The 23,766-nt window shown below is 62.5% G+C and carries 23 protein-coding genes, 1 tRNA gene and 1 pseudogene; 16 read left to right on the top strand and 9 right to left on the bottom strand.

What is annotated here, in order from left to right; genetic code table 11:
• Positions 1-147 precede the first annotated feature (147 nt).
• The 4 genes from ACXYN8_RS03155 to ACXYN8_RS03140 all read left to right on the top strand — a co-directional run bounded on the left by ACXYN8_RS03155 (position 148) and on the right by ACXYN8_RS03140 (position 3,746).
• A complete protein-coding gene (locus tag ACXYN8_RS03155; RefSeq protein WP_458887850.1) occupies positions 148-867 on the top strand; it encodes an AAA family ATPase in 720 nt (239 codons plus the stop codon).
• 31 nt (positions 868-898) lie between these two features.
• A complete protein-coding gene (locus ACXYN8_RS03150) occupies positions 899-1,558 on the top strand; it encodes a hypothetical protein (RefSeq protein WP_458887849.1) in 660 nt (219 codons plus the stop codon).
• 29 nt (positions 1,559-1,587) lie between these two features.
• Positions 1,588-3,003 carry an SPOR domain-containing protein gene (locus tag ACXYN8_RS03145; protein WP_458887848.1) on the top strand — a complete coding sequence of 472 codons (1,416 nt, stop codon included), beginning with the start codon at positions 1,588-1,590 and terminating at the stop codon, positions 3,001-3,003.
• Between the two features lie 83 nt (positions 3,004-3,086).
• Positions 3,087-3,746: a hypothetical protein gene (locus ACXYN8_RS03140; RefSeq protein WP_458887847.1), complete on the top strand. Its 660-nt coding sequence runs from the start codon at positions 3,087-3,089 to the stop codon at positions 3,744-3,746.
• Here the strand turns inward: ACXYN8_RS03140 and ACXYN8_RS03135 are convergent, their stop codons facing one another.
• Both ACXYN8_RS03135 and ACXYN8_RS03130 read right to left on the bottom strand, forming a co-directional pair.
• A complete protein-coding gene (locus tag ACXYN8_RS03135; RefSeq protein ID WP_458887846.1) occupies positions 3,747-4,979 on the bottom strand; it encodes a dihydroorotase in 1,233 nt (410 codons plus the stop codon).
• On the bottom strand, positions 4,976-5,995 hold the full coding sequence (locus ACXYN8_RS03130) for an aspartate carbamoyltransferase catalytic subunit (protein ID WP_458887845.1): 1,020 nt from the start codon (positions 5,993-5,995) through the stop codon (positions 4,976-4,978). The genes ACXYN8_RS03135 and ACXYN8_RS03130 overlap by 4 nt, the downstream gene beginning before the upstream one ends.
• Positions 5,996-6,103: 108 nt before the next feature.
• Between ACXYN8_RS03130 and sppA the strand changes: the two genes are divergently transcribed.
• The 3 genes from sppA (at position 6,104) to ACXYN8_RS03115 (ending at position 9,021) form a co-directional block, all read left to right on the top strand.
• On the top strand, positions 6,104-7,987 hold the full coding sequence (gene sppA / locus ACXYN8_RS03125; RefSeq protein ID WP_458887844.1) for a signal peptide peptidase SppA: 1,884 nt from the start codon (positions 6,104-6,106) through the stop codon (positions 7,985-7,987).
• Between the two features lie 98 nt (positions 7,988-8,085).
• Positions 8,086-8,160 (top strand) — tRNA-Val (locus ACXYN8_RS03120).
• 126 nt (positions 8,161-8,286) lie between these two features.
• A complete protein-coding gene (locus ACXYN8_RS03115) occupies positions 8,287-9,021 on the top strand; it encodes a hypothetical protein (protein ID WP_458887843.1) in 735 nt (244 codons plus the stop codon).
• 213 nt (positions 9,022-9,234) lie between these two features.
• Here the strand turns inward: ACXYN8_RS03115 and ACXYN8_RS03110 are convergent, their stop codons facing one another.
• Positions 9,235-10,128, bottom strand: a complete 894-nt coding sequence (locus ACXYN8_RS03110) for a helix-turn-helix transcriptional regulator (protein WP_458887842.1) — start codon at positions 10,126-10,128, stop codon at positions 9,235-9,237.
• Positions 10,129-10,219: 91 nt separating this feature from the next.
• Between ACXYN8_RS03110 and ACXYN8_RS03105 the strand changes: the two genes are divergently transcribed.
• The gene (locus ACXYN8_RS03105; RefSeq protein WP_458887841.1) at positions 10,220-11,185 is read left to right on the top strand and encodes an alpha/beta hydrolase family protein; all 966 of its coding nucleotides are present in this window, start codon (positions 10,220-10,222) and stop codon (positions 11,183-11,185) included.
• Between the two features lie 285 nt (positions 11,186-11,470).
• On the opposite strand, the gene ACXYN8_RS03100 is transcribed toward ACXYN8_RS03105, so the two are convergent.
• Complete coding sequence (locus ACXYN8_RS03100) at positions 11,471-12,361, bottom strand: LysR family transcriptional regulator (protein ID WP_458887840.1); 891 nt, start codon at positions 12,359-12,361, stop codon at positions 11,471-11,473.
• 97 nt (positions 12,362-12,458) lie between these two features.
• Between ACXYN8_RS03100 and ACXYN8_RS03095 the strand changes: the two genes are divergently transcribed.
• The gene (locus ACXYN8_RS03095) at positions 12,459-13,580 is read left to right on the top strand and encodes an aldo/keto reductase (RefSeq protein WP_458887839.1); all 1,122 of its coding nucleotides are present in this window, start codon (positions 12,459-12,461) and stop codon (positions 13,578-13,580) included.
• 130 nt (positions 13,581-13,710) lie between these two features.
• Here the strand turns inward: ACXYN8_RS03095 and ACXYN8_RS03090 are convergent, their stop codons facing one another.
• A complete protein-coding gene (locus tag ACXYN8_RS03090; protein WP_458887838.1) occupies positions 13,711-14,289 on the bottom strand; it encodes a hypothetical protein in 579 nt (192 codons plus the stop codon).
• A gap of 89 nt (positions 14,290-14,378) precedes the next feature.
• Between ACXYN8_RS03090 and ACXYN8_RS03085 the strand changes: the two genes are divergently transcribed.
• The 5 genes from ACXYN8_RS03085 to ACXYN8_RS03065 all read left to right on the top strand — a co-directional run bounded on the left by ACXYN8_RS03085 (position 14,379) and on the right by ACXYN8_RS03065 (position 18,280).
• Positions 14,379-14,891, top strand: a complete 513-nt coding sequence (locus tag ACXYN8_RS03085) for an RrF2 family transcriptional regulator (protein WP_458887837.1) — start codon at positions 14,379-14,381, stop codon at positions 14,889-14,891.
• Positions 14,892-14,918: 27 nt separating this feature from the next.
• Positions 14,919-15,935, top strand: coding sequence for an alpha/beta fold hydrolase (locus ACXYN8_RS03080; protein ID WP_458887836.1), 1,017 nt, complete (start codon positions 14,919-14,921; stop codon positions 15,933-15,935).
• Positions 15,936-16,055: 120 nt separating this feature from the next.
• The gene (locus ACXYN8_RS03075) at positions 16,056-16,418 is read left to right on the top strand and encodes a thiol-disulfide oxidoreductase DCC family protein (protein WP_458887835.1); all 363 of its coding nucleotides are present in this window, start codon (positions 16,056-16,058) and stop codon (positions 16,416-16,418) included.
• Positions 16,415-16,909, top strand: coding sequence for a DUF427 domain-containing protein (locus tag ACXYN8_RS03070; RefSeq protein ID WP_458887834.1), 495 nt, complete (start codon positions 16,415-16,417; stop codon positions 16,907-16,909). The genes ACXYN8_RS03075 and ACXYN8_RS03070 overlap by 4 nt, the downstream gene beginning before the upstream one ends.
• A gap of 3 nt (positions 16,910-16,912) precedes the next feature.
• Positions 16,913-18,280: an ABC1 kinase family protein gene (locus tag ACXYN8_RS03065; protein WP_458887833.1), complete on the top strand. Its 1,368-nt coding sequence runs from the start codon at positions 16,913-16,915 to the stop codon at positions 18,278-18,280.
• Positions 18,281-18,513: 233 nt separating this feature from the next.
• Here ACXYN8_RS03065 and ACXYN8_RS03060 read toward each other — a convergent pair whose 3' ends face one another.
• Entirely contained in the window at positions 18,514-18,684 is a 171-nt protein-coding gene (locus ACXYN8_RS03060; protein ID WP_458887832.1) for a hypothetical protein, read from the bottom strand.
• A 67-nt stretch (positions 18,685-18,751) separates the two neighbouring features.
• Positions 18,752-19,228, bottom strand: coding sequence for a hypothetical protein (locus ACXYN8_RS03055; protein WP_458887831.1), 477 nt, complete (start codon positions 19,226-19,228; stop codon positions 18,752-18,754).
• Positions 19,229-19,448: 220 nt separating this feature from the next.
• Between ACXYN8_RS03055 and ACXYN8_RS03050 the strand changes: the two genes are divergently transcribed.
• Both ACXYN8_RS03050 and ACXYN8_RS03045 read left to right on the top strand, forming a co-directional pair.
• Positions 19,449-19,748: a putative quinol monooxygenase gene (locus ACXYN8_RS03050; protein ID WP_458887830.1), complete on the top strand. Its 300-nt coding sequence runs from the start codon at positions 19,449-19,451 to the stop codon at positions 19,746-19,748.
• Between the two features lie 205 nt (positions 19,749-19,953).
• Positions 19,954-20,118: pseudogene (locus tag ACXYN8_RS03045) on the top strand (hypothetical protein); the annotation flags it as partial.
• Here the strand turns inward: ACXYN8_RS03045 and ACXYN8_RS03040 are convergent.
• Positions 20,064-21,680 (bottom strand): tannase/feruloyl esterase family alpha/beta hydrolase, encoded by a 1,617-nt coding sequence (locus tag ACXYN8_RS03040; RefSeq protein ID WP_458887829.1) that lies wholly within the window; start codon positions 21,678-21,680, stop codon positions 20,064-20,066. The pseudogene ACXYN8_RS03045 and the gene ACXYN8_RS03040 sit on opposite strands and share 55 nt — an antisense overlap.
• The gene (locus ACXYN8_RS03035; protein ID WP_458887828.1) at positions 21,680-23,731 is read right to left on the bottom strand and encodes an acetoacetate--CoA ligase; all 2,052 of its coding nucleotides are present in this window, start codon (positions 23,729-23,731) and stop codon (positions 21,680-21,682) included. The genes ACXYN8_RS03040 and ACXYN8_RS03035 overlap by 1 nt, the downstream gene beginning before the upstream one ends.
• Positions 23,732-23,766: the final 35 nt, after the last annotated feature.

Genomic DNA, 23,766 nt, shown 5'->3' with positions numbered 1-23,766 from the left:
CCTTCTGCGAAAGGCGGTTCTGGTCAGGCATGACGTCAAACAAGAACGCGTTCGAATTAACCGAAAATAAAGGGTGATCTGCGATCCCGCCAATCGAGCACCGAAAAGTTCGGTCGCAAGCATTCGGGTTTATCAGGGGGAACGACCTTGCGCGTTTTGGCTTTGGCATCGCAGAAGGGTGGATCGGGCAAGACCACGCTTTCCGGGCATCTGGCCGTTCAGGCACAGCGAGCGGGCGCTGGCCCGGTCGTGCTTATCGACATCGATCCGCAAGGCTCGCTCGCCGATTGGTGGAACGAGCGTGAGGCGGAATTCCCCGCCTTCGCGCAGACCACCGTCGCACGGCTGGCCAGCGATCTTCAGACCCTGCGCCAGCAGGGCTTCAAGCTGGCGGTCATCGACACGCCGCCCGCCATCACCATGGCGATCCAGTCGGTGATCTCCGTCGCCGAACTGATCGTCGTGCCGACCCGCCCCAGCCCGCACGACCTGCGCGCCGTGGGCGCCACGGTCGACCTTTGCGAGCGTGCAGGCAAGCCGCTGATCTTCGTGGTCAACGCCGCGACGCCCAAGGCCAAGATCACCAGCGAGGCCGCCGTCGCACTGAGCCAGCACGGCACGGTCGCACCGATCACGCTTCACCACCGCACCGATTTCGCCGCCTCGATGATCGACGGCCGCACGGTGATGGAAGTCGATCCCAACGGTCGCAGCTCGCAGGAAATGGCGGCGCTGTGGAACTACGTGTCGGATCGCCTCGAAAAGAACTTCCGCCGCACGGTTTTCGCCGCGCCGGGCGGTGTGCACCAGCCGCAAGGTCTCCATCGTCCCGCGGGCGGCTTCGGCCGCCGCGTTGCGCAGTCGTAACGAGAGCCGCGCGGTGAAGGGGTCCGCAACCATGAAAGAAGCGACCAACAGTTTCGCATCGCTCAGCCCCAGTCTGCTGGCGCGCAAGGGCGGGGCCCGCCCCGCGATGCGCCCGCAGCTCGCGCCGCTGACCGAAATGCCGTCAGCCGTTCCGATGGCGTCGAACCTCGACGACCTCGGCTGGAACGACATGGGCGAGGATGATTACCCGCAGCAGGCCGAGCCGCTGCACCTCACCCCCGCCCCGGCCAATGCTGCGGCAGAGGACGAAGCCGAAGCGCTCGACCTGGCGGAAGAAGCCAAGCTGGCCGACAATGCGGAAGAAAAGCGCGCCGAAGTGCTGCGCCAGCGCGAGGAACTGAAGGCCCGTCTTTCGGCCACGCCCGCTCCCACGCCCGCTACCGATCTCGCTCCCGCGCCGGAGCCTGTCGCAGAGCCTGTCGCGAAGCCCGTACCCGCCAAGGGCATTCGCAGCCCGAAGAAGAAGCTCGCCGAGAAGACCGCGGCCAAGGCAGGCGGCAAGCGCGCCGCCTTCACCCTGCGGCTCGATGCGGAACGTCACTTGAAGCTGCGCCTCGCCAGCACGATCCAGGGCGCCAGCGCCCAGCAAATCGTAACCGACGCGCTCGACAGTTTTCTTGCCAGGACACCCGAACTCGCTGCGCTCGCCGCGCAGGTCCACAAACGCTGAACGACCCGAAAGATTTGAGGGAAACGATTATGGCCTACAGCAACCGCAATTCGCACCGCATGGTCGGCTTTGCCATCACCACAGCGCTCGCCAGCGCCACGCTTGCCGGTTGCGCCGGCCAGGCAGCGGCTCCGGCGAACGTCTCGGCGGCCAAGGCCGAGAAGGCGATGCAGGCCGGCAAGGTGTCCAAGGCGGTCGAGCTGGCGGAAGCCGCCGTGCTGGCCGATCCCCGCAATGCCGAATACCGCGCAAAGCTGGGCAGCGCCTATCTGGAAGACGGGCGTTTCGCTTCGGCCGTGACCGCGTTCGACGATGCGATGAAACTGGGTGAAGCCAGCCCGCGCACCGCACTCTCGCTTGCACTTGCGCTGACCGCGACGGGTCGCGGCGGCGAAGCGCAGGCAATCCTCGATGATTGGGACGCCGAAATCGCCGAATCGGACATCGGCCTCGCCTACACGCTTGCAGGCAATCCGCAGCGCGGCATCCACATCCTCAGCAATGCCGTTCGCGGCGGTGACGACAGCGCCAAGACGCGCCAGAACCTCGCCTACAGCTTCGCCATGGCGGGCCAGTGGCGCGAGGCGCGCCTGATGGCGATGCAGGACGTACCGGGCGACCAGGTCGGCAAGCGCATGGAAGAATGGGCTGCGGCTGCACACGGCGGCAGTTCCGCCACGCGCATTGCCAAGCTGCTGAATGTTCAGCCTGCGCAGAGCGATCAGGGCATGCCCGTCCAGCTCGCGCTGTCGAACAATCCGAGCGACACCATGCTCGCCGCGCAGGCGCAGGCAGACGATGCCGCGCTGCTGGCCGCGAATTCGGGTAATGGTGAACTTCCGGCGCTGGCGATGAAGGATGTTCCGCCGCCGCCCCCTCCGCCCGCTCCGGCTGAAGCACCCTACCAGGCACCGTATCAGGCTCCGGCTCTGCCGCCGCTGGCGGGTTCGGCCGCTGCCATGGTTCGCGAAGGCGAGCCGCAGAGCTTCGCGCAGGCTTTCGACGCGCCCGCTCAGCAGGCCGCGCCTGCCGCGTCGCGCGCACCGGTCCGCAGCGCCGCTGCCGCTCCGGCCAGCCGCCCGATGCCCTTGCGGAAGGCCAGCGCCGAGAAGGCTCCTTCCTTCGCCGATGCGGGACTCCAGTCGCCCGGTTCGCACCTCGTGCAGCTTGGCAGCTTCGCCTCGGAAGCCGGCGCGCGCCGGGCATGGGGCATCTACGTCAAGCGCTATCCCGAGCTTGCCGACCACCAGATGGTGATCACGCAGGCCGTGGTGCGCGGCAAGAATTACTGGCGCGTTTCCGCCGGTGGCTACCAGCGGGCCGCCGCGGCAAGCATGTGCTCCAAGGTCAAGAGCGGCGGCAAGGGTTGCTTCGCCTGGGCCGATGGTCGCCCAATGCCCGGCGCGGTCGATCGCGGCACCCGCATGGCGCGCAACGACGTCTGACCTGACGACACCGAACAACAGCGAGGCGGCCCGTCAGCGATGACGGGCCGTTTTGCGTTTGGGGTCAGGAACTTGCGCGGCGATTGGCGCGTTCGCCGGATATGATTTCGGCGCGCATTCTCACCCTTGCTGCTCTGGCCATGACGGCAAGTGCCTGCGCCATCCCACAGCAGGAAACCGGCACGCCCGTTGCCTCTGGTTACGCATGGGCGGAAGATGTCGCGCCCGCACCTTGGTCCGCCAGTGCGCCCCTGCCTCCGCCTGAGGGCGACCTCGCCCATATCCGCGGCTACGCGGCGCAAGAGTGCTGGCCCTATACCGAGCGGATGGAGAAGCTGGCGCTGTTGAATTACTACGGCTGGCGATTGGAGCGCGAACGCTTCCCCGGTTATCAGCAGGTCTGGGGCTCCGACGCGGGATACCACGTCAATGTGAAACCGCCCTACGATCGCGCCGCCATGATCGCCCGCGCTGCCCCGCAGTTGCGCCCGCTGGTGGAAGTGCAGGAAGTTGCCCTCGACGCCGCCGAAGTAAAAGCGATGGAGGCGCGGCTGAACCGTATTTTGACGGACGAGGCCTCCAGCGCGTCGTTCGCTGCGGGTTGGGACTACAAGACTGGCCAGTTCCGCGTCGATATTCACACAGCCGAGGCCGCCGAACGCCTGCGCGCGGCCCTGCCCGCCGACATGGCGCCGCACGTTCAGGTTAACGCGACCGAGGGGCCGCCGGTCACCCTGCTTTGATCAGAGGTCGGCGACCGCGACCCCGCCTTTCCACATCGCTTTCGCGCGGCCCTGCACCGGCAACCGGTCGAAGGGCGTATTGCCCGCGCTCGCTTCCATCTTGCGGCTGTCCACGATCCATGGCGCGTCCGGGTCGACGAGGATGATGTCGGCCTCCCGATCCTCCGCCAGTTCGCCTGCTTCGACGCCCAGCAGGCGCGCGGGTGCAGCAGCGGTGAGTTCGAATGCGCCGACGAGGTCGATCACTCCGTCGCGCACGAGGCCGAGCGTCATGGCGAGCAGCGTCTCCGCCCCCGCCATGCCCGCCTCTGCGTCGGCGAAGGGCAGGCGTTTGTCCTCCGGCCCGCGAGGATCGTGGCCGCTGGCGATGACGTCGATTGTTCCGTCCCCGATCGCCTCGCGCACCGCTTGCCGGTCCGCCTCGCAGCGCAACGGCGGGGACAGGCGGGCAAATGTCCGGAACTCGACCGTTGCGAGGTCCGACAGCATGGCGTGCGCCGGGGTCACGCCCGCCGTCACCGCCACGCCTCGCCGCTTGCCCGCGCGCACCAGATCGAGCGCCGCTGCCGTCGTCACTTGCCGCAGATGCAGCCGCGCGCCCGCCATTTCGGCCAGCGCAATGTCGCGCGCCACGGCCAGCGCCTCCGCCTCTGCCGGAGCGGAGGGAAGACCCAGCCGCGTTGCCATCTCGCCCGCGGTCGCCACCGCATTGCCCGCGACGCCGCCGTCCTCGGCATGGGTCACGACCACGAGGTCGAGCATCGCGGCATATTGCAGCAGCCGCAGCATCACGCCCGAATCCGCGATCCAGCCGCGCCCCGTCGCAATTCCGCGTGCGCCCGCATCCTTCATTAGTGCCAGCTCGGCAAGCTCGGCTCCTGCCAGGCCCACCGTCGCCGCGGCGAGCGGATGGACCCAGAAATCGGGCTTGCCGCTGGAGGCTGCGAACCGCACCCGCGCAGGGTGATCCAGCACGGGCGACTGGTCGGGCATCAGCGCCGCCCGCGCGATCCCGCCGAAGTGGAACGCTGGCTTGTCGACAGCGAAGACGCCGAAATCGACCAGCGCCGGGGCGACCAGCCTGCCGCGCGCGTCGACAATTTCATCGCCCTCCGCCGGATCGGTGCCGAGCGATGCGATCACGCCGTCGGCAATTCGCAAATTGGCCGCGCGCAGGCCGTCAGGCGTGACCAGCCTGCCGCCAGTGATGGTGATGGGTTTCTGCTGTTTCATGCCTTTGCCTCCCACCCGGCGACGCCGCGCGCGCGGCGGGTCAGCACGTCGAGGCAGGCCATGCGGATCGCCACGCCCATCTCGACCTGCCGCGTGATCAGGCTGCGCCCTTCTTGGTCGGCAATGTCGCTGTCGATCTCCACCCCGCGGTTCATCGGGCCGGGATGCATGACCAGCGCATCGGGCGCGGCCAGCGCCAGCCGCTTTGCCGTCAGGCCGAACAGGTGATGATATTCGCGCGGCGAGGGAATGAACTGCCCACTCATCCGCTCGTTCTGGAGACGCAGCATCATCACGACTTCGGCCCCGTCCAGCGCCGCGTCAAAATCATGGAACGGCTCCACTCCCATCGCCTCGACACCGGCGGGCATCAGCGCGGGCGGAGCGCAGACGCGCACCTCGGCACCCAGCGCCTGCAGGCACAGGATGTTGGAACGGGCGACGCGGCTGTGCAGGATGTCCCCGCAAATCGTCACCTTCAGCCCGTTCAGTTCGTTGCGTCCCCGCTCCCGCAGCGCATGGCGCAGGGTCAGCGCGTCCAGCAGCGCCTGCGTCGGATGTTCGTGCTGCCCGTCGCCTGCGTTCAATACCGGGCAGTCCACCTTGTCCGCGATCAGCGCCACCGCGCCGGAACTGCCGTGGCGGATGACGATGGCATCGGCGCGCATGGCATTGAGCGTCACCGCCGTGTCGATCAGCGTCTCGCCCTTCTTCACGCTGGAGGTCGCGGCGTGCATGTTCACCACGTCCGCGCCCAGCCGCTTGCCGGCGATCTCGAAGCTCAGCAGCGTGCGGGTCGAGTTCTCGAAGAAGGCGTTGATGATGGTGAGACCGGCCAGCGCGTCGTGATGCTTGGTCCGCCCGCGGTTCAGATCCACCCATTGCTCCGCCTCGTCGAGCAGGTAGTGAATCTCGTGCACTTCCAGCTGCGCGATCCCGATCAGGTCGCGGTGCGGAAAGGCGAGGCCGCCGGGTGGATAATCCTGCGGCGGGCGGGCTTGCGTCGGTGATGTCATTAAAGCCAAGCCCCTAGTCGAGTGGCATGGACCGCTCAAGCGGAAAGCGGTGGCGCGCACAGGCCGCAGGCCCTAGGTTGGCGGCATCATGCAAGGACAGGACGGGCAATGACGTTTGCAGGCAAGGTTTGGCGGCTTCTGGTCGGGGTGAAGGACGCGCTGGTCCTGATCTTCATGCTGCTGTTCTTCATGGCACTGTTCGCCGTGCTGACGACGCGCCCCTCCCCCGGCCTCGTTCGCTCCGAAGGCGCCCTGCTGCTGGAACTCGATGGCGTGGTGGTGGAACAGCCGTCGCAGCCCGACCCGCTGCAGTCGCTGATCTCGGGCACCACCCCGATCAAGGAATATGGCGTCCACGATCTTTCCCGCGCCATTACCGCGGCGGCGGATGACGACCGCGTGAACGCCGTCGTTCTCGACCTGTCGCGCTTCATGGGCGGCGGGCACGTCCACATGGCGCAGCTTGGCGAAGCGCTCGACCGGGTGCGGCAGGCGGACAAGCCGGTGCTGACCTACGCCATGGCCTACACCGATGACGGCGTGATGCTGGCCGCGCACGCCAGCGAAGTGTGGCTCGACCCGCTGGGCGGCGCTTTCGTTGCCGGGCCGGGCGGACAAAACCTCTATTACGACGGGCTGCTCGACCAGCTGAACGTGCGCGCACGGGTCTATCGCGTCGGTACGTACAAGAGCGCGGTGGAACCCTACACCCGCAGCGACATGTCGCCCGAAGCGCGCGAAAACTACCAGCAACTGTTCGACGCGGTGTGGGAAGAATACCAGGCGAACGTCAAGCGCGCCCGCCCGCAGGCGAAAATCGCGCAGATTACCACCGACCCGATCGGCTGGATCGAAGGCGCAAACAAGAACCTCGGCCGTGCCGCGCTGAACGCCGGTCTCGTCGACAAGCTCGGCAGCCGCGCCGCCTTCGGCGACCGTGTCGCGGAAATCGCGGGCAAGGACGATTGGGACAAGGAACCCGGTGCCTTCGCCGCAACCGATTACGAAGCATGGCTGGCCGAAAACGAAGCGCCGAGCGACGGCAAGGCGATCGGCATCGTCACCATCGCTGGCGAGATCGTCGACGGCGAAGGCGGCCCCGACACTGCCGGGGGCGAACGGATCGCGGAATTGCTCGACGATGCGCTGGACGACGATCTCGCCGGTCTCGTGGTGCGGGTCGATTCGCCGGGCGGATCGGTCTTCGCTTCGGAGGAAATCCGCCGCGCGATCATGCGGCACAAGGCGAAGGGTACGCCCGTTGCGGTGTCGATGGCCAATCTCGCGGCAAGCGGCGGCTACTGGGTGTCGACCCCGGCCGACCGCATCTTTGCCGAGCCCGAGACGCTGACCGGCTCCATCGGCATCTTCACCGTGATCCCGACCTTCGAAGACGCGCTGGCCGAATGGGGCGTCAACAGCGACGGCGTGCGGACCACGCCGCTCTCCGGTCAGCCGGACTTCCTCGGCGGTTTCACGCCTGAAGTGGACGCGCTGATCCAGGCAGGGACGGAGGACGGCTATCGCCGCTTCATCGAGCTGGTGTCGAAATCACGCAAGATGACGACCGCACGGGTGGACGAAATCGGCCAGGGCCGCGTCTGGACCGGCGGCACCGCGCGCCAGATCAACCTCGTCGACCAGTTCGGCGATCTCGACGCAGCGCTTGCCTGGGTGGCGGGAGAGGCAGGACTGAACGAGGGCGGCTGGCACGGCAAGTTCCTCGGCTCCCCGGTCGATCCCTATGCCTCGCTGCTCCAGAAAATGACCGGACAGGAAGCGGCCAAGGCGCCGCGCGCGACCGACATGGCCTCGCTCGTCGCGATCCGGCAGGCCCAGATGGGCGCCCGTCTGACCGACGATCTGGACCGTTTGCTGACGACGCGCGGGATGCAGGTCTACTGCCTCGAATGCCCCGCGCAGCCGAAGCCCGTCGCCCTGCCCGAACGTGGCAGCGGATGGACGCATATCCTCGCGCGTCTGTTGCAGTAAGGCAGGGCCGCGAATTGCGCGCTTGAAACTCGGGCAGGCCCGTGGCAAAGGCGCGCCCCTGCCGAGACGAGACGGACCTTACGCGGTCGCTCGCAGGCGGGCGCGTAGCTCAGTGGTAGAGCACACCCTTCACACGGGTGGGGTCGCAAGTTCAATCCTTGCCGCGCCCACCATCTTTTCAGGCATTTAGAAGAGATGGCCCGCTTTTCCATGAAAAAAACATGAAAAACTCGGGTGGACATACGCGAACATCAGCGATGAGGGCGGCGGGATGAGACCTCCGGCTATCGCCCGCGCAATTGACCTGGTTATTCGCAGCGAACCAGAGGGTTACCGCATTTTCACGAATGGTTGCCACACATTGCTTTCCAAAACCGAGAGAAAGCATGTCTGTCCATCAACCAGTCCTTCCGGCCAAGGCCATTGAGCTCGTTAAGTCCAGGGATCTCGAAAAAGCTGATGCTCTGCTAGCCGATTTCGCTGCGGCCGGCCTGATCAAAACTTATGCCCTCGTGCGAGAGATAAGACCCGCTGGGGGTCCGACCAAGCTAGTGCGCAACGCTCAGATTCCGGCCCAAGATTGGGAGAGGATTGTAGCATCGGAAAAGATTCAAACTGCCCTAAACGGTGGAACGGTTCGGCTCGAAGGATCGCCTCTACAGGGAGGCATGCCGTCCGTTCTCATAACCGGAATCAGCTTCTCCGAAGCCGCGCTTATCAAGGTCCTCGATAGATATTGCGTGGATTCACCTGTTGGCGTCTCAAGACAGTCTAGCGGTTGCGATCCGCATGCTACGACGAAAGGCATCGCTTTAGGCAGCGAAACTTCCGAGGCAAAGAAGGATGACGTGCAACCGATCAGGCCAGGCGATCTTACCGCGTCGGTCGCTCAAACCGAACAGGCCACTGGGTTGGGCCGGACAACAATCGACAAGCTTATGCGAGATGGCACGCTGGTCCGGAAAAAGGTCGGCAGACGAACTCTGATCACTGTCGAAAGCATCGAGCGTTTGGTCGGTGCAAAGGTGGCCTGAGAACTCATAAATGCGATGATTACCAAGTCCGCTTTGCGCCCTAATTTCGGACGTTCGGGGGTTGGCAATTTTCACCCTAAAGCTGCCGTGCCTTCAGGCGCGGGTGGGTTAGCAACCAAGCGCTACAATTCCACGTATTGCACCTCGGCAAGCTCCCCCAACTATTCGATCGGAAGCAACACGAAGTATGCTGCTAAACGGGATAAATCTGGATCACTCTTTTCGGGCGAAAGAGCCCGGAGGGATGCCTGCATGCCGTGTGAATGCGACGCTAAATGCGCTGACTGAACTATAACCGACCCGGGACGCGATCTCGACAAGCGGTGTCTCTCGCCGGAGCAACAGGTCCTTGGCAAGCGCCATGCGCCAGCCCGTCACGTATTCCATCGGAGGGATGCCTACCTCCCGTCGGAAACGTTCGAAAAATGCCGACCGAGACATCGCAGATTTCTGTGCCAATACCTCGACGGTTACACTTCCGCTCGGATCGTAGTGAATGCGTCGCAAGGCCGGAGCGAGTCGCGTGTCCGAAAGGCCGCGCAACAGGCCGGGAGATGTTTGTGCCCCTTCTGTACTGCGCAACGCGTCGATGAACAGCACTTCCAGTAACCGGCTGAGTATCATGTCGCGCGCCGCAAGGCCGCCGACCATCTCAGCGTGTATCATCTCGACGAGATCCATCAGTCTGCGCTCGCCTCGGGCATGAATGATGTCCGGCAACAGCGAGCTTAGCAATTGCGTGTCGTTCGCCAAAAAGGAGCAGTGACCCACCATGGCCGTAACTTCGACCGGTGCGTCCAGATCGCCGAGGCGGAAGACGCCCGGGCTGGTTTCCAACCGTCGCGGTAACGTCCCCGGCGGGGGCTGTCGAAGGCTGCTCATGGTGAAGGCATGGATCTGCGGCACGAGAATGAAATCACCCGGCTCGAGAGTGATCGGCGATCTGCCCTCGACCGTGAACAGGCAGCAGCCCTCCACGACGGCGCAATAGAACGGGCTGCCAAGCCCGCGACGCTCAACCAACCACGCCCCGCCGGCCGTAACCAGTTTGGCGATCGAGGGCACCGGTTTGAGTAGCGAGACAATCTCGGCCAGTGGATCGGACATAACCGGACTTTCGCTAAATAGATTAGGATGCTCAGGTATAGATGATCCAACCCTTCTCGTCCATTTCGATGGTGCACGAGGAGATCCACATATGACGATGAACAATCTTATCGATGTCGCGCGCAACATCCCGACGCCGGATGACGCTCTTACAATAGCCTACTCGCCAATCCGCCTCGATATGACCGGGCGGCCGCCTTTGGAACTGCGACTAACTGCACCGGCCGATGGTGATCACCTCCCAATAGTCATCCTTTCGCATGGGTTTGGGCCATCATTCTACCTGCCATCGAAGGACGGCTACGCGCATCTGGCGCAGTTCTGGGCGGAGCGCGGGTTTGCTGTCATCCAGCCCACGCATGCAAGCTCTCGCGTCGGCGGACTTTCCGAGGACGCCGAAGGCGCGCCCTTCTTCTGGCGCCAGCGCATTGCGGAGATGCGGACAATCATCGACCGGCTGTCGGATATCGAGGAGCTTGCGCCTGGCGTCTCTGGACGTCTTGACCATGATCGAATCGCGGCGGCGGGGCATTCATTCGGCGGCCACACCGTGAGCCTGCTACTGGGCGCGCAACTCTGCGGAGAATCGTTCCGCGATCCGCGTATTCGCGCCGGGCTTCTTCTTGCCGCCCCGGGAAGAGGTGGAAACGATCTGACGGAAGAAAATGCTGCACGCTTTCCTTTTTTCGATCTCGACTTTTCGCACCTGACGAAGCCGATGTTGGTCGTTTGCGGGGCCGACGACGATCCGCAATTCACCTCGCGTGGCCCTGAGTGGCATGCCGACGCTTATCAAGATGGGACGGGCGCGCATTCGCTGCTCACGCTTCATGGCGTGGGGCACGGCCTTGGTGGCATTGCCGGTCTCGACGCCAAGGAGACCGAAGTCGAGGCACCGGATGCGCTTGAGGCGATGAAGCGCATGACACTGGCGTGGTTGAGAACCGCACTCAGCAATGACGCCAGTGCCTGGCCTTTGGCATGTGCCGCATTGACGGGTCCGGCCAGCAATCTCGGAACCGTTGTTGAGAAGCAAGCGAGTAATGAAACTATGTAGTTGAGGCGGGTTACGGTTTATAATGGTGTCCCGCTGAGGGGGCTAGATGTTGCTGGCGCTTGGCTAGCTCTTCGCAGCGCCTTATCTTACAATCTCACCCTTTATCGCGGTTTTGAAAATCAGGTGAGCAAGCCAGAATGACTGGGACGGACTCGAAGTAGTTGGCCTGCTCGAACGTTTTACGGCGACAGCTGAAGGTCAGCTCCCTTGCTTACAGGCGTAAAACCGAAAAGCAGCACCCGGTCCAGCGCGGCGAGCAGGTTGCTTATCAGCCTTCGAAAATGATCAGAAATTTCGCATCGCTTTTAGGAAAGCCTGGAAGGCGGCCGTAGGCTGCCGTTTGCTGGGGAAGTAGATGTGGCACGGTGGAAGGGCTGGCGCCCATCCGGACAATATCTCCACCAGATCGCCGGACCTGAGGTGCGCCGCAGCCTGTTCCATGAGCAGGCAGCAGACACCGAGGCCGCGCAAAGCGGCATCGCGCATGATGTCGATATCGTTGGTGACGAAGCTGGAAGGGACTGCCCGATTCGTGCACGCACCATCGCGTTCGAATTCCCAACGGTGCAGTGCGCCAGACGTCGCGTGTCGATAGCTGATGCACCGATGGCTTCCGAGATCGTCCGGGTTGCTCGGGCATCCATTGAGTTCGAGGTATTGGGGCGAAGCGACAAATACGAGCTCGAGTGGCTCACTGATCTTCACGGAGATCATATCCGCCTGCAACGCCTTAACGTGCCGCACCCCGCAATCGAAGCGCTCGGCGACGATATCAACCATGCCGTCGTCTACGGTAAGGTCAATCGACACATCCGGATGGTCGCGCGAGAACTTGGGCAGTCGCGGCAGGATCAGATATGCGGCCGCGGGCTTGTGGGCGTTGACGCGGACACGCCCGACCGGCCGATTGCGGACGCTGTCCAATTCTTCGAGGATGTCTTCGACCGAAGTCATCGCAGGCTGCAACTTGGTGAGCAGAACCTGCCCAGCTTCGGTCGGGGCGAGCGAACGGGTGGTGCGGTTGAGCAGACGAATGTCGAGACGCGCCTCGAGGTTTCGCATGGCATGGCTCAAGGCAGAAGGTGATATGCCCAGTCTTTTGGCCGCTGCCGCGAAGCTTCCCGCATCGACGATCTCTGCGAACACCGCCAGCCCCGACCAGACCTCACGGTCCATTAGTGAAAATCCTTCAGCAACCCATTCTGCTTCCGCGCTCTAATCAATTCACGCTAGACGCTCCACATCTTTCCCAAGACATTCTTGGAGACAGAACATGAACCTCGCCACCCTTCGCCCTCTCGGATCGTCCGGGCTGCTCGTCAGCCCCCTCGCTCTCGGCACCATGACCTTCGGCACACCGCGTTGGGGCATGGACGAGGCAGCAAGCAGGGCGGTCTTCGATCGCTATGTCGAACTGGGCGGCAATTTCGTCGATACGGCAGATGTCTATTCCGGTGGCGCGTCGGAGAAGATGGTCGGCAAGTTCGTAGCCGAAAGTGCTTTACGAGAGCGGATGGTCTTGGCGACCAAATCCGGATTCAATACCGGCAACGGGCCGCATGAAGGGGGACAAGGCAGGCGTCATCTCGAGGCCGCGGTCGATCGCTCGCTCAAGCGGATGCAGACCGATTACATCGATCTCTACTGGATCCACATCTGGGATGGCATCACCCCCGCCCTCGAATTGCTGCAGACAATGAGCGGCCTCATCGTCCAAGGCAAGATCCGGTATTGGGGCCTTTCGAACAGTCCGGCCTGGTTCGTGGCGCAGCTCGCCACGCTGGCACGGGCGCACGGCATGCCTGCCCCCATCGGGCTGCAGTATTTCTATTCCCTGGTCGAGCGCGGCGTGGAGGACGAGCACGTGCCCCTGGCGCGGGAATTGGGCATGGGCCTCGTTCCATGGAGCCCGCTTGCTTACGGACTGCTCACCGGAAAGTATGATCGGGCGACGGTCGAGGCTGGCCCGTCGCGCACCGGCGGCGTGCCCAATAGCGGCGGCGATACCGGTGACCGGCCGGATGGCGACAAGCGCCTCGATGGTGACAATCCATTTGGCGACCAGCTGTTCACCGATCGTAATTGGCGCATTGTAGACGTACTGAAGGAAGTAGCTGCGGACCTAGGTGAATCCCCAGCGCGTGTGGCGCTCGCATGGGTCGCCGGACGTCCCGGCGTCGCGTCCACATTGATGGGTGTGAGCCGCGCCGATCAGGTAACCGACAATGTCGGAGCGCTGAGCCTGTCGCTATCCATGGAAGCGACAGATGCTCTTGATGCCGCGAGCAGTGAAGGCGGCAGATTCCTCTATGGGCTGTTCCAACCAGCCGCGCGCAATCAGATGGTGTTCGGGGGGGCTGACGTAATTGCCCGACCCGCAGAAGGCGGCGCATGATAGCGTCGGAGGGCCAAAGCAACCGTCTGGTTTAAGACCGTTCGATCAATGCAAATGGGTGGTCGCTTTACGGCTTATTCGCAGCCTCACGATGTTCCGATTTGCCGAAGCACCAGCCTTGGCGCTTGCGTCACACGTCGATAATTCGGTTCAAAGGCTCCAGATATTTCGCCGGGATGCGTGCGTCGGTGATCCATGACCCGAAGATTGCCAGGAGCACGATGCTGAGGATGCAACCTAGAGCAACGAGCATCCAGCAAGCCTTACTGGAATAGCCACGAAAATGCGCAGCAGCCGCAGCGTGACAGAACAGGGCCACGATGGCGAAGAAGTAATACGGGTAGAAAAAGAGCCTTAGAATTTGATGGTCCAAGGTGGATGCCGGCCACCAGAAATTCGTGTCCAGACCGAGAAAGCTCCTCGTCACGAGAGCGGACGTCACATGGACGGTCATGAAGAACGCTAAGTATACTCCGCTGACAATCTGAAGTCTGCCCCACCCCCATTCGGTTTTCGAGGGCGCGCGCCGCATTGCCAGAAGCGTTCCGAGAACGATTTGGGACAGGATCGAAATCAGCAGGCCCGGCTCGACGAGGCGGGAGCGGTAGATCGGACGAACAACCGCAAGGGCCTCCTGATGGGAGGAGGCGCCGCCGATCCCCCAGAGATGCGAGATCAGATGAATAAGCAGGAAGAGGCCAATCAACATGGCATTCCAGCGATGTAACCTTACCAACATCTTGCACCTCGACTCGAATCCGGATAAATAATGTCCGCATTAGAAGGGAAAGGCAAGCTATGCGGTTGTCGCAAGGTGTCGAATGGGCGGTGCACGCGAGCACTCTTCTCGCGCCCCTTCCTCCGGGCGGATCACTGAGTCTGGTTGCGCTTGCAGAGTTTCATGGCGTCGGGCGGACCTACATGGCCAAGCAAATGCAGTTGCTTAGCCGCGCCGGCATCGTGCTCACACGAAAGGGCGTCAAGGGTGGGTACGCACTGGCGAAGCCTGCGGACGCTATATCGCTGTACGATGTCGTTCGAGCGATAGAGGGGCCCGGCCCTTCCTTCCTGTGCACCGAAATCCGGCAAAAGGGCCCATGCGGCAAGCCGGCCAAGGACTGCAGGGTGCCCTGCGGCATTGCTGCGGCTTTTCATGCTGCGGAAACCGCTTGGCGACAATCGCTGTCACAGGTCACCATTGCCGATATGGCAGCAAGCGCCGCACGAACATCCTCCCCGGAGCAGATAGCGGCCGTCATCGGGTGGCTGCAGGAAAGAGCCTCCGCCCCCACGGATTCGGACGCGACCTAATCCCAAGTAATGAAGAGAGGATCAGAAATGCGAACCGTCCTGTATCTCATAGGCTTCCTGCTGGCAGGTCTTACCTCGCCACTTTACGCGAATGCCACATTATCGGACCCACCGGGCGCATGGGCCGAGCCTGACCGCGAAATGATGATCCCGGTCGAGGGGGGTAATGTGTGGGTGGGTGTCTTCGGGACGATCACCGCGGACACCGTTCCGGTGGTCTTCGTTCATGGCGGACCTGGCGGGCACCACGTGGATTTTGGTGCGATGACAGCTCTCTCCGACGAACGTCCGGTCATCTTCTACGACCAGTTGGGTGGAGGGTTGTCGGACAGGCCCGTGGTTACGGAACTCTGGCGGGTCGATCGGTTCGTCGACGAACTCGAGATCATCCGGCAGCATCTGCAGATCCGGAAGTGGCATATCGTGGCTCACAGTTGGGGTAGCGCTCTCGCGATCGAATATGCCGCGAAGCATCCCGAACAGACGGCCAGCGCAATGCTCACCGGACCGTTCCTCGCAACCTCTGATTGGATTGCAGGCACCAACCTTTTAATCGAGGAGATGCCCGAACCTGTTCGCTCGACCCTTCTAGCGTGCGTCACCGAGGCACCGCCTTCAGAAGAGATATGCGCCGAGGCGACGTTCGCGTTCTATGCTGTCTATAATGGCCGTCCCGATACGCCTGAACCCTCACAGACGGCGTTGTCCTATCGCGAACGTTTTGGAGGCCGAGGTTGGAATTGGGAGTTGCTCAACGCGATGTGGGGGACAAGCGATTTCTCGGCGACAGGCAGCCTTATCGGCTACGACGCAACGCCCCTCCTCGATCGACTTCAGGGTGTACCTTTATCATTCGTTGTGGGTCAATACGACGAAGCGCATCAAGGGACGGTTCACGATTACGTGCGCCGGGGTCCAGGTTCGGAATTCGGGGTCATTCCTGGTGCCAGCCATGCCATGTTTCGTGAACGACCAGATGTTGTCAGCTCGCTGATCCGCAACTGGTTGCAGCGCGTGGACAATATAGAGCTGTCTCAGCGATGAGGGGCAGCTTCGGGCTTCGATAATTTCAATAGCGGACCGTCAGCTAACGGCCCGCAACACGTCGCCAAGAAAACACCAAACGGTCGTGAAATCCAAGTCGCCATCCCCACTTATGTAAACATGGCGAAAGTGATTGTCTGGTTCGATGGTGGCTGCCCTTTGTGCGAGCGCGAGATCGCGCTGATGCGGCGGCTGGATGGGCGGCGGGCCATCTCCTTCGTTGATGTCGCCTCGGCCCCGAACAAAGACTGCCCGATAGACAGGACGCAACTTCTGGCACGTTTTCATGCAAGCGAGGATGGGCGCCTGCTGTCGGGGGCAGCCGCCTTTGCGGCGATGTGGCGTGCCATCCCTATCCTGCGCCCCTTGGGCCTGGCTGCGCGAGTGCCCTTCGTACTCGGCCTTCTCGAGCGCGCTTACATCGTCTTCCTGCGCTGGCGACCTCGCCTGCAGAAGCTGGCCTTGCGCCGGTGGCGAACATGAGCCCATGGCGCGATCCACCTGCCCCCGGACAGGTTAGCGTCTGGGATTTCCCCCGGCCGGCAATCGCGCGGGTAGGCAGCGAAAGTGTCATGATCGAGCATGGCGGTATCGTCATCGCACGCACCCGGGCGCCGGTCCTGACATTCGAGACCAGCCACCCGCCCAGCTACTACATACCGCCAGGCGATATCGCACCGGGCGTCCTGCGCCGCGCAGAGGGGTCGAGCTTCTGCGAGTGGAAGGGTAAGGCTTTCTACTGGGACGTGGTCACCAGCGATACCGTGCTGTCTCGCGCAGGGTGGAGTTACCCCAACCCCACGCCGCCCTTCGCGATGTTGCGCGACCATGTCGCTTTTTACGCCGGTCCCTTCGACAACTGCACCGTGAATGGCGAGACGGTAGTGCCCCAGCCAGGACAATTCTACGGCGGTTGGATCACCAGTCGCTATGCCGGGCCGTTCAAGGGGATACCGGGCAGCATGGGATGGTAGCCGATGAGCGATAGCGACTGGGACGACAGGGCCCGCGCAGTGCCCTACAGCCGCATCGCGCGTCTAGGGCAGTTCGGGCGGCTGGCCGGCGGGATTGCCGGGGGCATGATGGCGGAGGGTGCGCGCCGGCTGGCAGAAGGCGAGCGGCCGCGGATGCGCGACATGCTGCTGACCCCGGCCAACGCCATGCGGCTCGCCGACCGCCTGTCTCACCTACGCGGTGCGGCGATGAAGCTGGGTCAGATGATCTCGATGGATGCAGGCGACATGCTCCCGCCGGAGCTGGCAGCGATCATGGCTCGCCTGCGCAGCGACGCGCATCACATGCGGCCAAAGCAGCTGCAACAGGTTCTAGCGGCCGAATGGGGAAAAAACTGGCGAGCCAGGTTCTGCCGCTTCGATTCGCGCCCCATGGCGGCAGCATCCATCGGCCAGGTGCACCGCGCCGTTACGCATGACGGGCGCGATCTGGCGATCAAGGTGCAATATCCCGGAGTGCGCGAAAGCATCGACGCGGATGTCGATAACGTGGCGGTGCTGCTGCGCATGTCGGGCCTGTTGCCCGCCGGGCTGAATATCGCGCCGCTTCTTGCCGAGGCCAAGCGCCAGTTGGCTGAAGAGGCCGATTATGTGAGGGAGGGCGCACAACTGAAGCGGTTCGGTGCGCTGCTGGCCGACAGACCGGATGTCGTCGTCCCCGCGATGGACCCTGCGCTGAGCACTTCGCGCGTCCTGGCCATGCAGTTCGTCGAGGGCCGCCCGATAGAATCGCTGGAAGCGGCGCCACAGGCGCAGCGCGATGCCGCGGCACGCACGATCATCGATCTTGTCCTAAGCGAGATGTTCGAATTCGGGCTGATGCAGACAGATCCCAACTTCGCGAATTATCGCTACCAGGAAGACAGCGGACGCATCGTCCTGCTCGACTTCGGGGCGGCGCGAGAGGTCGGGTCGCAGACGGCCGCAGGCTATCGTCGTCTTTTGCGGGCAGGCCTGGGCGGCGATGTTTCAGAGGTGCGCGACGCCGCGATCGCGGCGGGATTTCTCGGGGCAGGCGCGGTGGCTCGCCATCCCGCGCGCATCGACGCGATGATCGGGGTCATCCTGCGCGAAATGAACAGGGATGGCCCATTCGATTTCGGCGACCGACAATTCGTCGAACTGCTTCGCGAAGATGGCATGGCCATCGCCCAAGATCGCGAGGCCTGGCATGTGCCGCCCGCCGACATGCTCTTCGTGCAGCGCAAGATCAGCGGAACCGCTCTGCTGGCCGCACGGCTGAGGGCAAGAGTGAACGTGCGGGAGATGATCATGCAGTGGCTGGAGGCGGGAGAGCCTGATTGCTCGCCGGGTGCTGCGGCGACACCCTAGCCATCGGTGCCCTTCGCCCCCGAGCCTGTCGCGCGGCGACTTGCCGCTCGCAAGATCACGGTGCGATCTCCGCCCCATCCCATGCAAAGCAACGGCCACTATCGGTGGGGAAGCGGATATTACGATTTGCCGCAGTAGGCCTCGACGGACGAGTGGTCACTAAACAAGCTTTCGAATGATGGCTCCAAAATTCCGAGAATATGAGCTTCTCGTTCTCCGAGTGTTGGACAGTCCTATATCGAAATTGCTTGGCGCTTCAGAGCTAAGCCGCCCGCCATCTCGATGCGGAGCTTGTAGCCTCTGTCTTCAATATAATCGCCATCGACCACATTTGCGTGCTCCGCCACATCATAGACTGGCAAGGGCATTAATTTTGCCACCGCGACGCCCATCGGCAGGTCCAATGAACCTGTCCGCCTACACGCGCATCTTTAACGACCAATTGCCAAATTTGGTTTTGCAAAGCTGAAATTAAGCTCCGCAGCTATGGCTCGATAAAATGCCTTTGTTCTTAGCCACCCTCTGCAGGTCCCATCGTTTTGACAACGCCCTGATCAAGTTATTTGCAAGCTTCCTAGCCTTGATTGGATCGTCGCCCTCGGTGAAGCCCACTCCAACTTGATAAGGGGGCAGGCCGAGGTTTCCTGCGGTCGCTCCCAACCCATTTTCACCTTCGATATAAAGGTCGATGGCATAGGCTGCATCACGCCCCAAAGCCTTGTCCGCGCCGACGCTTTTCAACTCGGCTCCCTGTTGTGCACTGTTATCGATGAACTGAAGTCCCTCGGACTGCGCAACTGCGCTCATAATGTTCTTCAAGTCCGCGACGCCGTCCTGATCATCGACGCACATCTGTACTGCTTCAAAGGCCTGTTGCGCTCGTGAACATCCATTTAGGGCAACCGCCGCGATAAAGATTGGCAGCAGCAGGCGGGGACATAATGACATGCTGGACAAGTTACTGGCTGGTTTTATTGTCCGCAATGGGGTCGTCACCCGACGGGCGGCTTTCTAGGCAGCATGACCGCAACCGGCCTGTCAGCTCACGCCGACCGCTCAACGACGGGTGAAAGTCTGAAGTTGGGGTGGGAAGCGGACTGTCGACTTTCGGCGTGGCGGGAAGCAGACCGTTGTTCCCATCATTGCATTGCCAGTCTAGGTTCGAGCGATGTTGCTGATCGTTGGAACTGTTCGCCTACCCGCTCACAACATGGACGCGGCTCGACCATTTATGAAGCGAATGGCCGATGCGAGCCGGGCCGAGGAAGGTTGCGCGGAATACAGTTACGCCGAAGATTTGTTCGATCCAGGCCTCATCCATGTGAAGGAAATGTGGGTCGATCAGAACGCGCTCGACCGTCATTTTGCAACTACGCACCTCGTTAATTGGCGAGCAGCCTGGGTGAGGCTTGGCATCGGTGAACGCAATTTGCGCCTTTACGACGTCGGGGAACCACGCTCGACATAACTTACGTCCTATCTCAGGCAGGTAATGCCAGCCCCCCGACGTCCGCAATTGGGTCGCTTGCGGAATGTCGGCTTTCGCTATCGCGGCACTCACAAGCGGACTGACAGCTACCGGCCCAATCCAAGCCATTCTAATCACCATACAACAATCTTTCCGGGAGGCTTCTAATTCCAATCGCCAGCTTGATTGATAGGCCAGCACCGGTCGCATCGACAAGCTTTCCGACGGCCTGTGCCAATCGAACGATTTCGACGCCATAAAGGAACGCCTCGCCACCTTCATGGCTGCCGGTTTTCGCGAAATTTGCGGGTGTCCTCAGCCCTCGCAAACAAAGTTGGCAGATGCTCGCGTGGAGCCCGATCCGAGATAGCGGGCTTTTTTTGGATAGGGGCACAACGGTCGCTGCATGTCGATCATCGTTGGCTCGACCGCATCGTATTTCGTTGCCACGATCGATTCCGGAGCAGATTCGCCCTCGGTCCACTCGATAAGCGCGTTGAACAGGTCGTGTCGCGCGTCGTCTGCCGGCGGCTTGGGCGGGATGCCCAGCGAGGCATTGAAGGAATCGGGACCGGTCCCTCCGCCGCAATGCATCATGCCGGGCGCGAGATAGAGACGGGTGGAATTCTCGAGCGTTGCCTGGCCTATCTCGCGCGATTGCCGTTCGAAAAAATCGACCGATTGACCGGGCGCGACGAGCGTATCCGCAAGTCCGTGATAAACGATCAACTTGCCACCGCGCCTGGCAAATTCGGCCAGGCTGCCGCGCGTGGCATCGTTGACGATATCATCCAGTCGGGCCTCCACGACGGGCATATCGCGATCGAAGTCGAAATCCTGCCATCGCCAGTCGGCGCCGAAAACCCATTTGAACAGACTGGCGAATGGGGGTTCCTTGTCGATCGGTGTTTGCAGGAAGGACCAGCCGAAAAGTCCGGGAATCTCGCTGCCCGGTAGCCAGCCGTAATAGGACGCCTTTCCATCGCTCGATCTTGGTCCGCTGTAAAAATCGCGAGCGGTGCGAATCTCTCCGTCGGTCAGGCACTGACCGCTATCGCCTCCCTTGCAGACGAGCTCCTGCGGATCGAACTTGCATGCCATCGGATCGTTGATGAAGGGGTCGCCCGCGATCCCGTGACCCTGTTTCCAGCAAGCCGCGATCGCGGCGCGGTTCAGCAATCGCAGCTTGTCGGCGCTCAATGTGGCATCGGGCGATCGGTAGGCAGAGGCATAGTCCCAAAGCACGGCGGCGTGCCCCCACGTACGGTCGATAACAGGCGCGCCCACTAGGATGCCGTCATAATCTGCCGGGTAATACAGCGCTTCGATCAAGCCCTGCTGCCCACCGGTCGAGCAGCCTGTGTAAAGCGACTTGTCTGCCGCGCGACCGTAAAACGACTTGGTAATCGCCTTTCCTGTCACGGTCATCACATGGGTCGAAAGGCGCCCCCAGTCCCGCCATTTGCGAGGCTGGCCAATCAGGGCGTCCCCTTGGGTCGGAGTTGCAGGAGCGGTTCCGGTATCCGTCACTGCCGTCGCGAAGCCGCGCCGCAGACCGTCGGCCATTCCGGCATATCCGCTCGACAATTGTCCGGCGAAACCGCCGTTTCCGTTACCGTGGAACACCCCTGCCCAATTTTCCAGCGGCAGCCAGATTTCAACGCCGATGTCCGAATCGGGTTCGGAGCGCACCCGCGCCACCACCCGGCAGAACGAAGAGTATCCGGGAGCCCGGCCCACTGCCGAGACTTGCGGCGCCTTTGCAGGAACCACGCTCGCCTCGGTGACCACCGTATCTTCGAGGCGAAGACCGGTAAGCGTGCTGCACCGCTCCCCCAGCTCGACCGGAGTCGCCGCTGCGTATGCCTGACCGGGCAATGCAGCCATCATCGAAAAGGCTATCGCGGCCGAAGCGCGTTTTGTCAGTCTCATCACCGTTTCTCCGATGCTCGCTGCTCTATCGTCGTGTCGACGTGAGCATGCTGCTCACACCATTTGCCCGCATGCTCGATATACCAGTCGAGTGCGTCCGGGTTCTGCGTAAGATTGCGATCGATGACTTTCTCCACCGGCCAACCCAGGAACAGCCGCTTGATCGGCAGTTCCTGCTTCTTTCCGCTGAGCGTCAGCGGAATCGCCGGCACTTCGAAGTAATCGTCCGGAATAAAGCGAGGCGACAAGCGCTCGCGTATCGCAGCGGCAATTTGCGCAGTCGTGTTTTCATCCATGATCCGCCCGTCGCCAGGATGGACGAACATCACCAGTCGACTATCCCCGCCCGGCATGTCGAGATCGACCACCAGCGCATTCTCCACGCCCGGCAATCGTTCGACCGCTGCGTAGATTTCCGCAGTACCCATACGCACACCCTGCCGGTTGATCGTTGCATCGCTTCTTCCCGAGATGGTGCATGTGCCATCGGCATGGACGGTCAGCCAGTCGCCGTGACGCCAGATGCCGGACCACTCGTCGAAATAGGTAGAGCGATAGCGGGTGCCGTTGTCATCGCCCCAGAAGAACAGCGGCATGCTCGGAAACGGTTTGGTGCAGACCAGCTCCCCGACCTCGTCCACCAATGCCTGCCCCGTGTCGTCCCATGCCTCGATGGCAGCGCCCAAGTGTCGACACTGGAGCCTGCCCGGAGCGGGCGGAAGCTCGCGATTTCCCGAAAAGAAGGAGGCTGCAATGTCGGTGCCGCCCGAAATGTTGCACCACCATATGTCCGGCGTTCCAATGGCGGCGAATTCCTTGGTACCCCATCGCTGGGTCTCGATGTCGAGGGGGGAGCCCGTCGTGCCCAGAGCCCGCACGGCAGACAAATCGCCGCATTCGGACAATCGGACTCCAGCCTTGCGACAACTTGCGTGGAAGGCTGCACCGGCCCCGAACCAGCTCACCTTGTGCCTCGCGGCAAAGCTCCAGAGCGCCTCCCATTCGTGCTGCGGATGGTTGCCCTTGGGTGATCCGTCGTAGAGGCAGATCGTCGTGCCGCTCAGCAAACCGCCAAGCTGCACGTTCCACATCACCCAGCCGGTTGAACTGTACCAATGAAACCGCTCGCCTGGCGTCGCCCGGCCATAACTCGGCGCCAGATCGAGGTGCATATTGCCGACCAGCGTTGCAAGGATCACTCCCCCATGTCCGTGGACGATGGCCTTTGGCAGGCCGGTCGTCCCGCTGGAATAGAGCACCCACAGCGGCTGCTCGAAAGGTACTGGCATGGGTACGAAGCTGTCGACCTCGACGCCAGTGCGGCGAAGCGCGTGATCGAAGGAAATGGCATCGCTGGTCTCGGCGCTCGCATGGGCGGTTCGGACGATCATCACCGCCTCGAGGCTCGGCAGGCCTGCGCGGATTTGTGCGATGACGCCGGCCCGATCTCTCGACTTGCCAGCGTAATGGACGCCATCGGCTGCGATCAGCGCCTTCGGATTCATCTGCGTGAATCGATCCAGCACAGCCGGCGTCCCCATGTCGGGCGCGCACATTGTCCAGATCGCACCGATACTCGCACAGGCGAGCATCGCGATGACGGCCTCCGGCGCGTTCGGCAGGTATGCGGCGACAGCGTCGCCCCTGCCGACGCCGCGCTCTTGCAATTCCAGCGCCAGCGACGCCGAGCGGCGGCGCAATTCAGGCCAACTGATCTCAACCGCTTCGCCCAGTTCGTTTTCAGCGACAATCGCCGGCTGACCCGCGGCATGGGCAGCATCGGCATGGCGAAACACCTCTGCCGCGTAATTTACCTGTGCCCCTTCAAACCAGCGGGCGTCCGGCATTTCGCCGGTCACAACGTTCAGCGCGGGAGTTGGGGAATCGAGCCTGAAATAGTCCCAGACGGACATCCAGAATGCTTCGATATCAGCTACCGACCATTCCCACATGTCGTCATAGGAGTGGAAGTTCAGACCCCGATTTTCTCGGAGCCAGTTCCGAAATTGTGTGAGCTGAGGCAGCAGCTCGTCGGTCGTTTTGGCAGGCATTGATAATTTCACTCGCAACCGGGAATTCTTGGAAG

This window comes from Altererythrobacter sp. CAU 1778 (assembly GCF_054482795.1).
This window is presented reverse-complemented; position numbering and strand designations above follow the sequence as displayed.

What these genes read in the sequence shown, in the direction of transcription:
- ACXYN8_RS03150 (WP_458887849.1), top strand. Translation starts at nt 899, where the DNA reads ATGAAAGAAGCGACCAACAGTTTCGCATCGCTCAGCCCCAGTCTGCTG.
- ACXYN8_RS03145 (WP_458887848.1), top strand. Translation starts at nt 1,588, where the DNA reads ATGGCCTACAGCAACCGCAATTCGCACCGCATGGTCGGCTTTGCCATC.
- ACXYN8_RS03135 (WP_458887846.1), bottom strand. Translation starts at nt 4,979, where the DNA reads ATGAAACAGCAGAAACCCATCACCATCACTGGCGGCAGGCTGGTCACG.
- ACXYN8_RS03130 (WP_458887845.1), bottom strand. Translation starts at nt 5,995, where the DNA reads ATGACATCACCGACGCAAGCCCGCCCGCCGCAGGATTATCCACCCGGC.
- sppA (WP_458887844.1), top strand. Translation starts at nt 6,104, where the DNA reads ATGACGTTTGCAGGCAAGGTTTGGCGGCTTCTGGTCGGGGTGAAGGAC.
- ACXYN8_RS03110 (WP_458887842.1), bottom strand. Translation starts at nt 10,128, where the DNA reads ATGTCCGATCCACTGGCCGAGATTGTCTCGCTACTCAAACCGGTGCCC.
- ACXYN8_RS03105 (WP_458887841.1), top strand. Translation starts at nt 10,220, where the DNA reads ATGACGATGAACAATCTTATCGATGTCGCGCGCAACATCCCGACGCCG.
- ACXYN8_RS03100 (WP_458887840.1), bottom strand. Translation starts at nt 12,361, where the DNA reads ATGGACCGTGAGGTCTGGTCGGGGCTGGCGGTGTTCGCAGAGATCGTC.
- ACXYN8_RS03095 (WP_458887839.1), top strand. Translation starts at nt 12,459, where the DNA reads ATGAACCTCGCCACCCTTCGCCCTCTCGGATCGTCCGGGCTGCTCGTC.
- ACXYN8_RS03090 (WP_458887838.1), bottom strand. Translation starts at nt 14,289, where the DNA reads ATGTTGATTGGCCTCTTCCTGCTTATTCATCTGATCTCGCATCTCTGG.
- ACXYN8_RS03085 (WP_458887837.1), top strand. Translation starts at nt 14,379, where the DNA reads ATGCGGTTGTCGCAAGGTGTCGAATGGGCGGTGCACGCGAGCACTCTT.
- ACXYN8_RS03080 (WP_458887836.1), top strand. Translation starts at nt 14,919, where the DNA reads ATGCGAACCGTCCTGTATCTCATAGGCTTCCTGCTGGCAGGTCTTACC.
- ACXYN8_RS03075 (WP_458887835.1), top strand. Translation starts at nt 16,056, where the DNA reads ATGGCGAAAGTGATTGTCTGGTTCGATGGTGGCTGCCCTTTGTGCGAG.
- ACXYN8_RS03070 (WP_458887834.1), top strand. Translation starts at nt 16,415, where the DNA reads ATGAGCCCATGGCGCGATCCACCTGCCCCCGGACAGGTTAGCGTCTGG.
- ACXYN8_RS03065 (WP_458887833.1), top strand. Translation starts at nt 16,913, where the DNA reads ATGAGCGATAGCGACTGGGACGACAGGGCCCGCGCAGTGCCCTACAGC.
- ACXYN8_RS03055 (WP_458887831.1), bottom strand. Translation starts at nt 19,228, where the DNA reads ATGTCATTATGTCCCCGCCTGCTGCTGCCAATCTTTATCGCGGCGGTT.
- ACXYN8_RS03050 (WP_458887830.1), top strand. Translation starts at nt 19,449, where the DNA reads ATGTTGCTGATCGTTGGAACTGTTCGCCTACCCGCTCACAACATGGAC.
- ACXYN8_RS03040 (WP_458887829.1), bottom strand. Translation starts at nt 21,680, where the DNA reads ATGAGACTGACAAAACGCGCTTCGGCCGCGATAGCCTTTTCGATGATG.
- ACXYN8_RS03035 (WP_458887828.1), bottom strand. Translation starts at nt 23,731, where the DNA reads ATGCCTGCCAAAACGACCGACGAGCTGCTGCCTCAGCTCACACAATTT.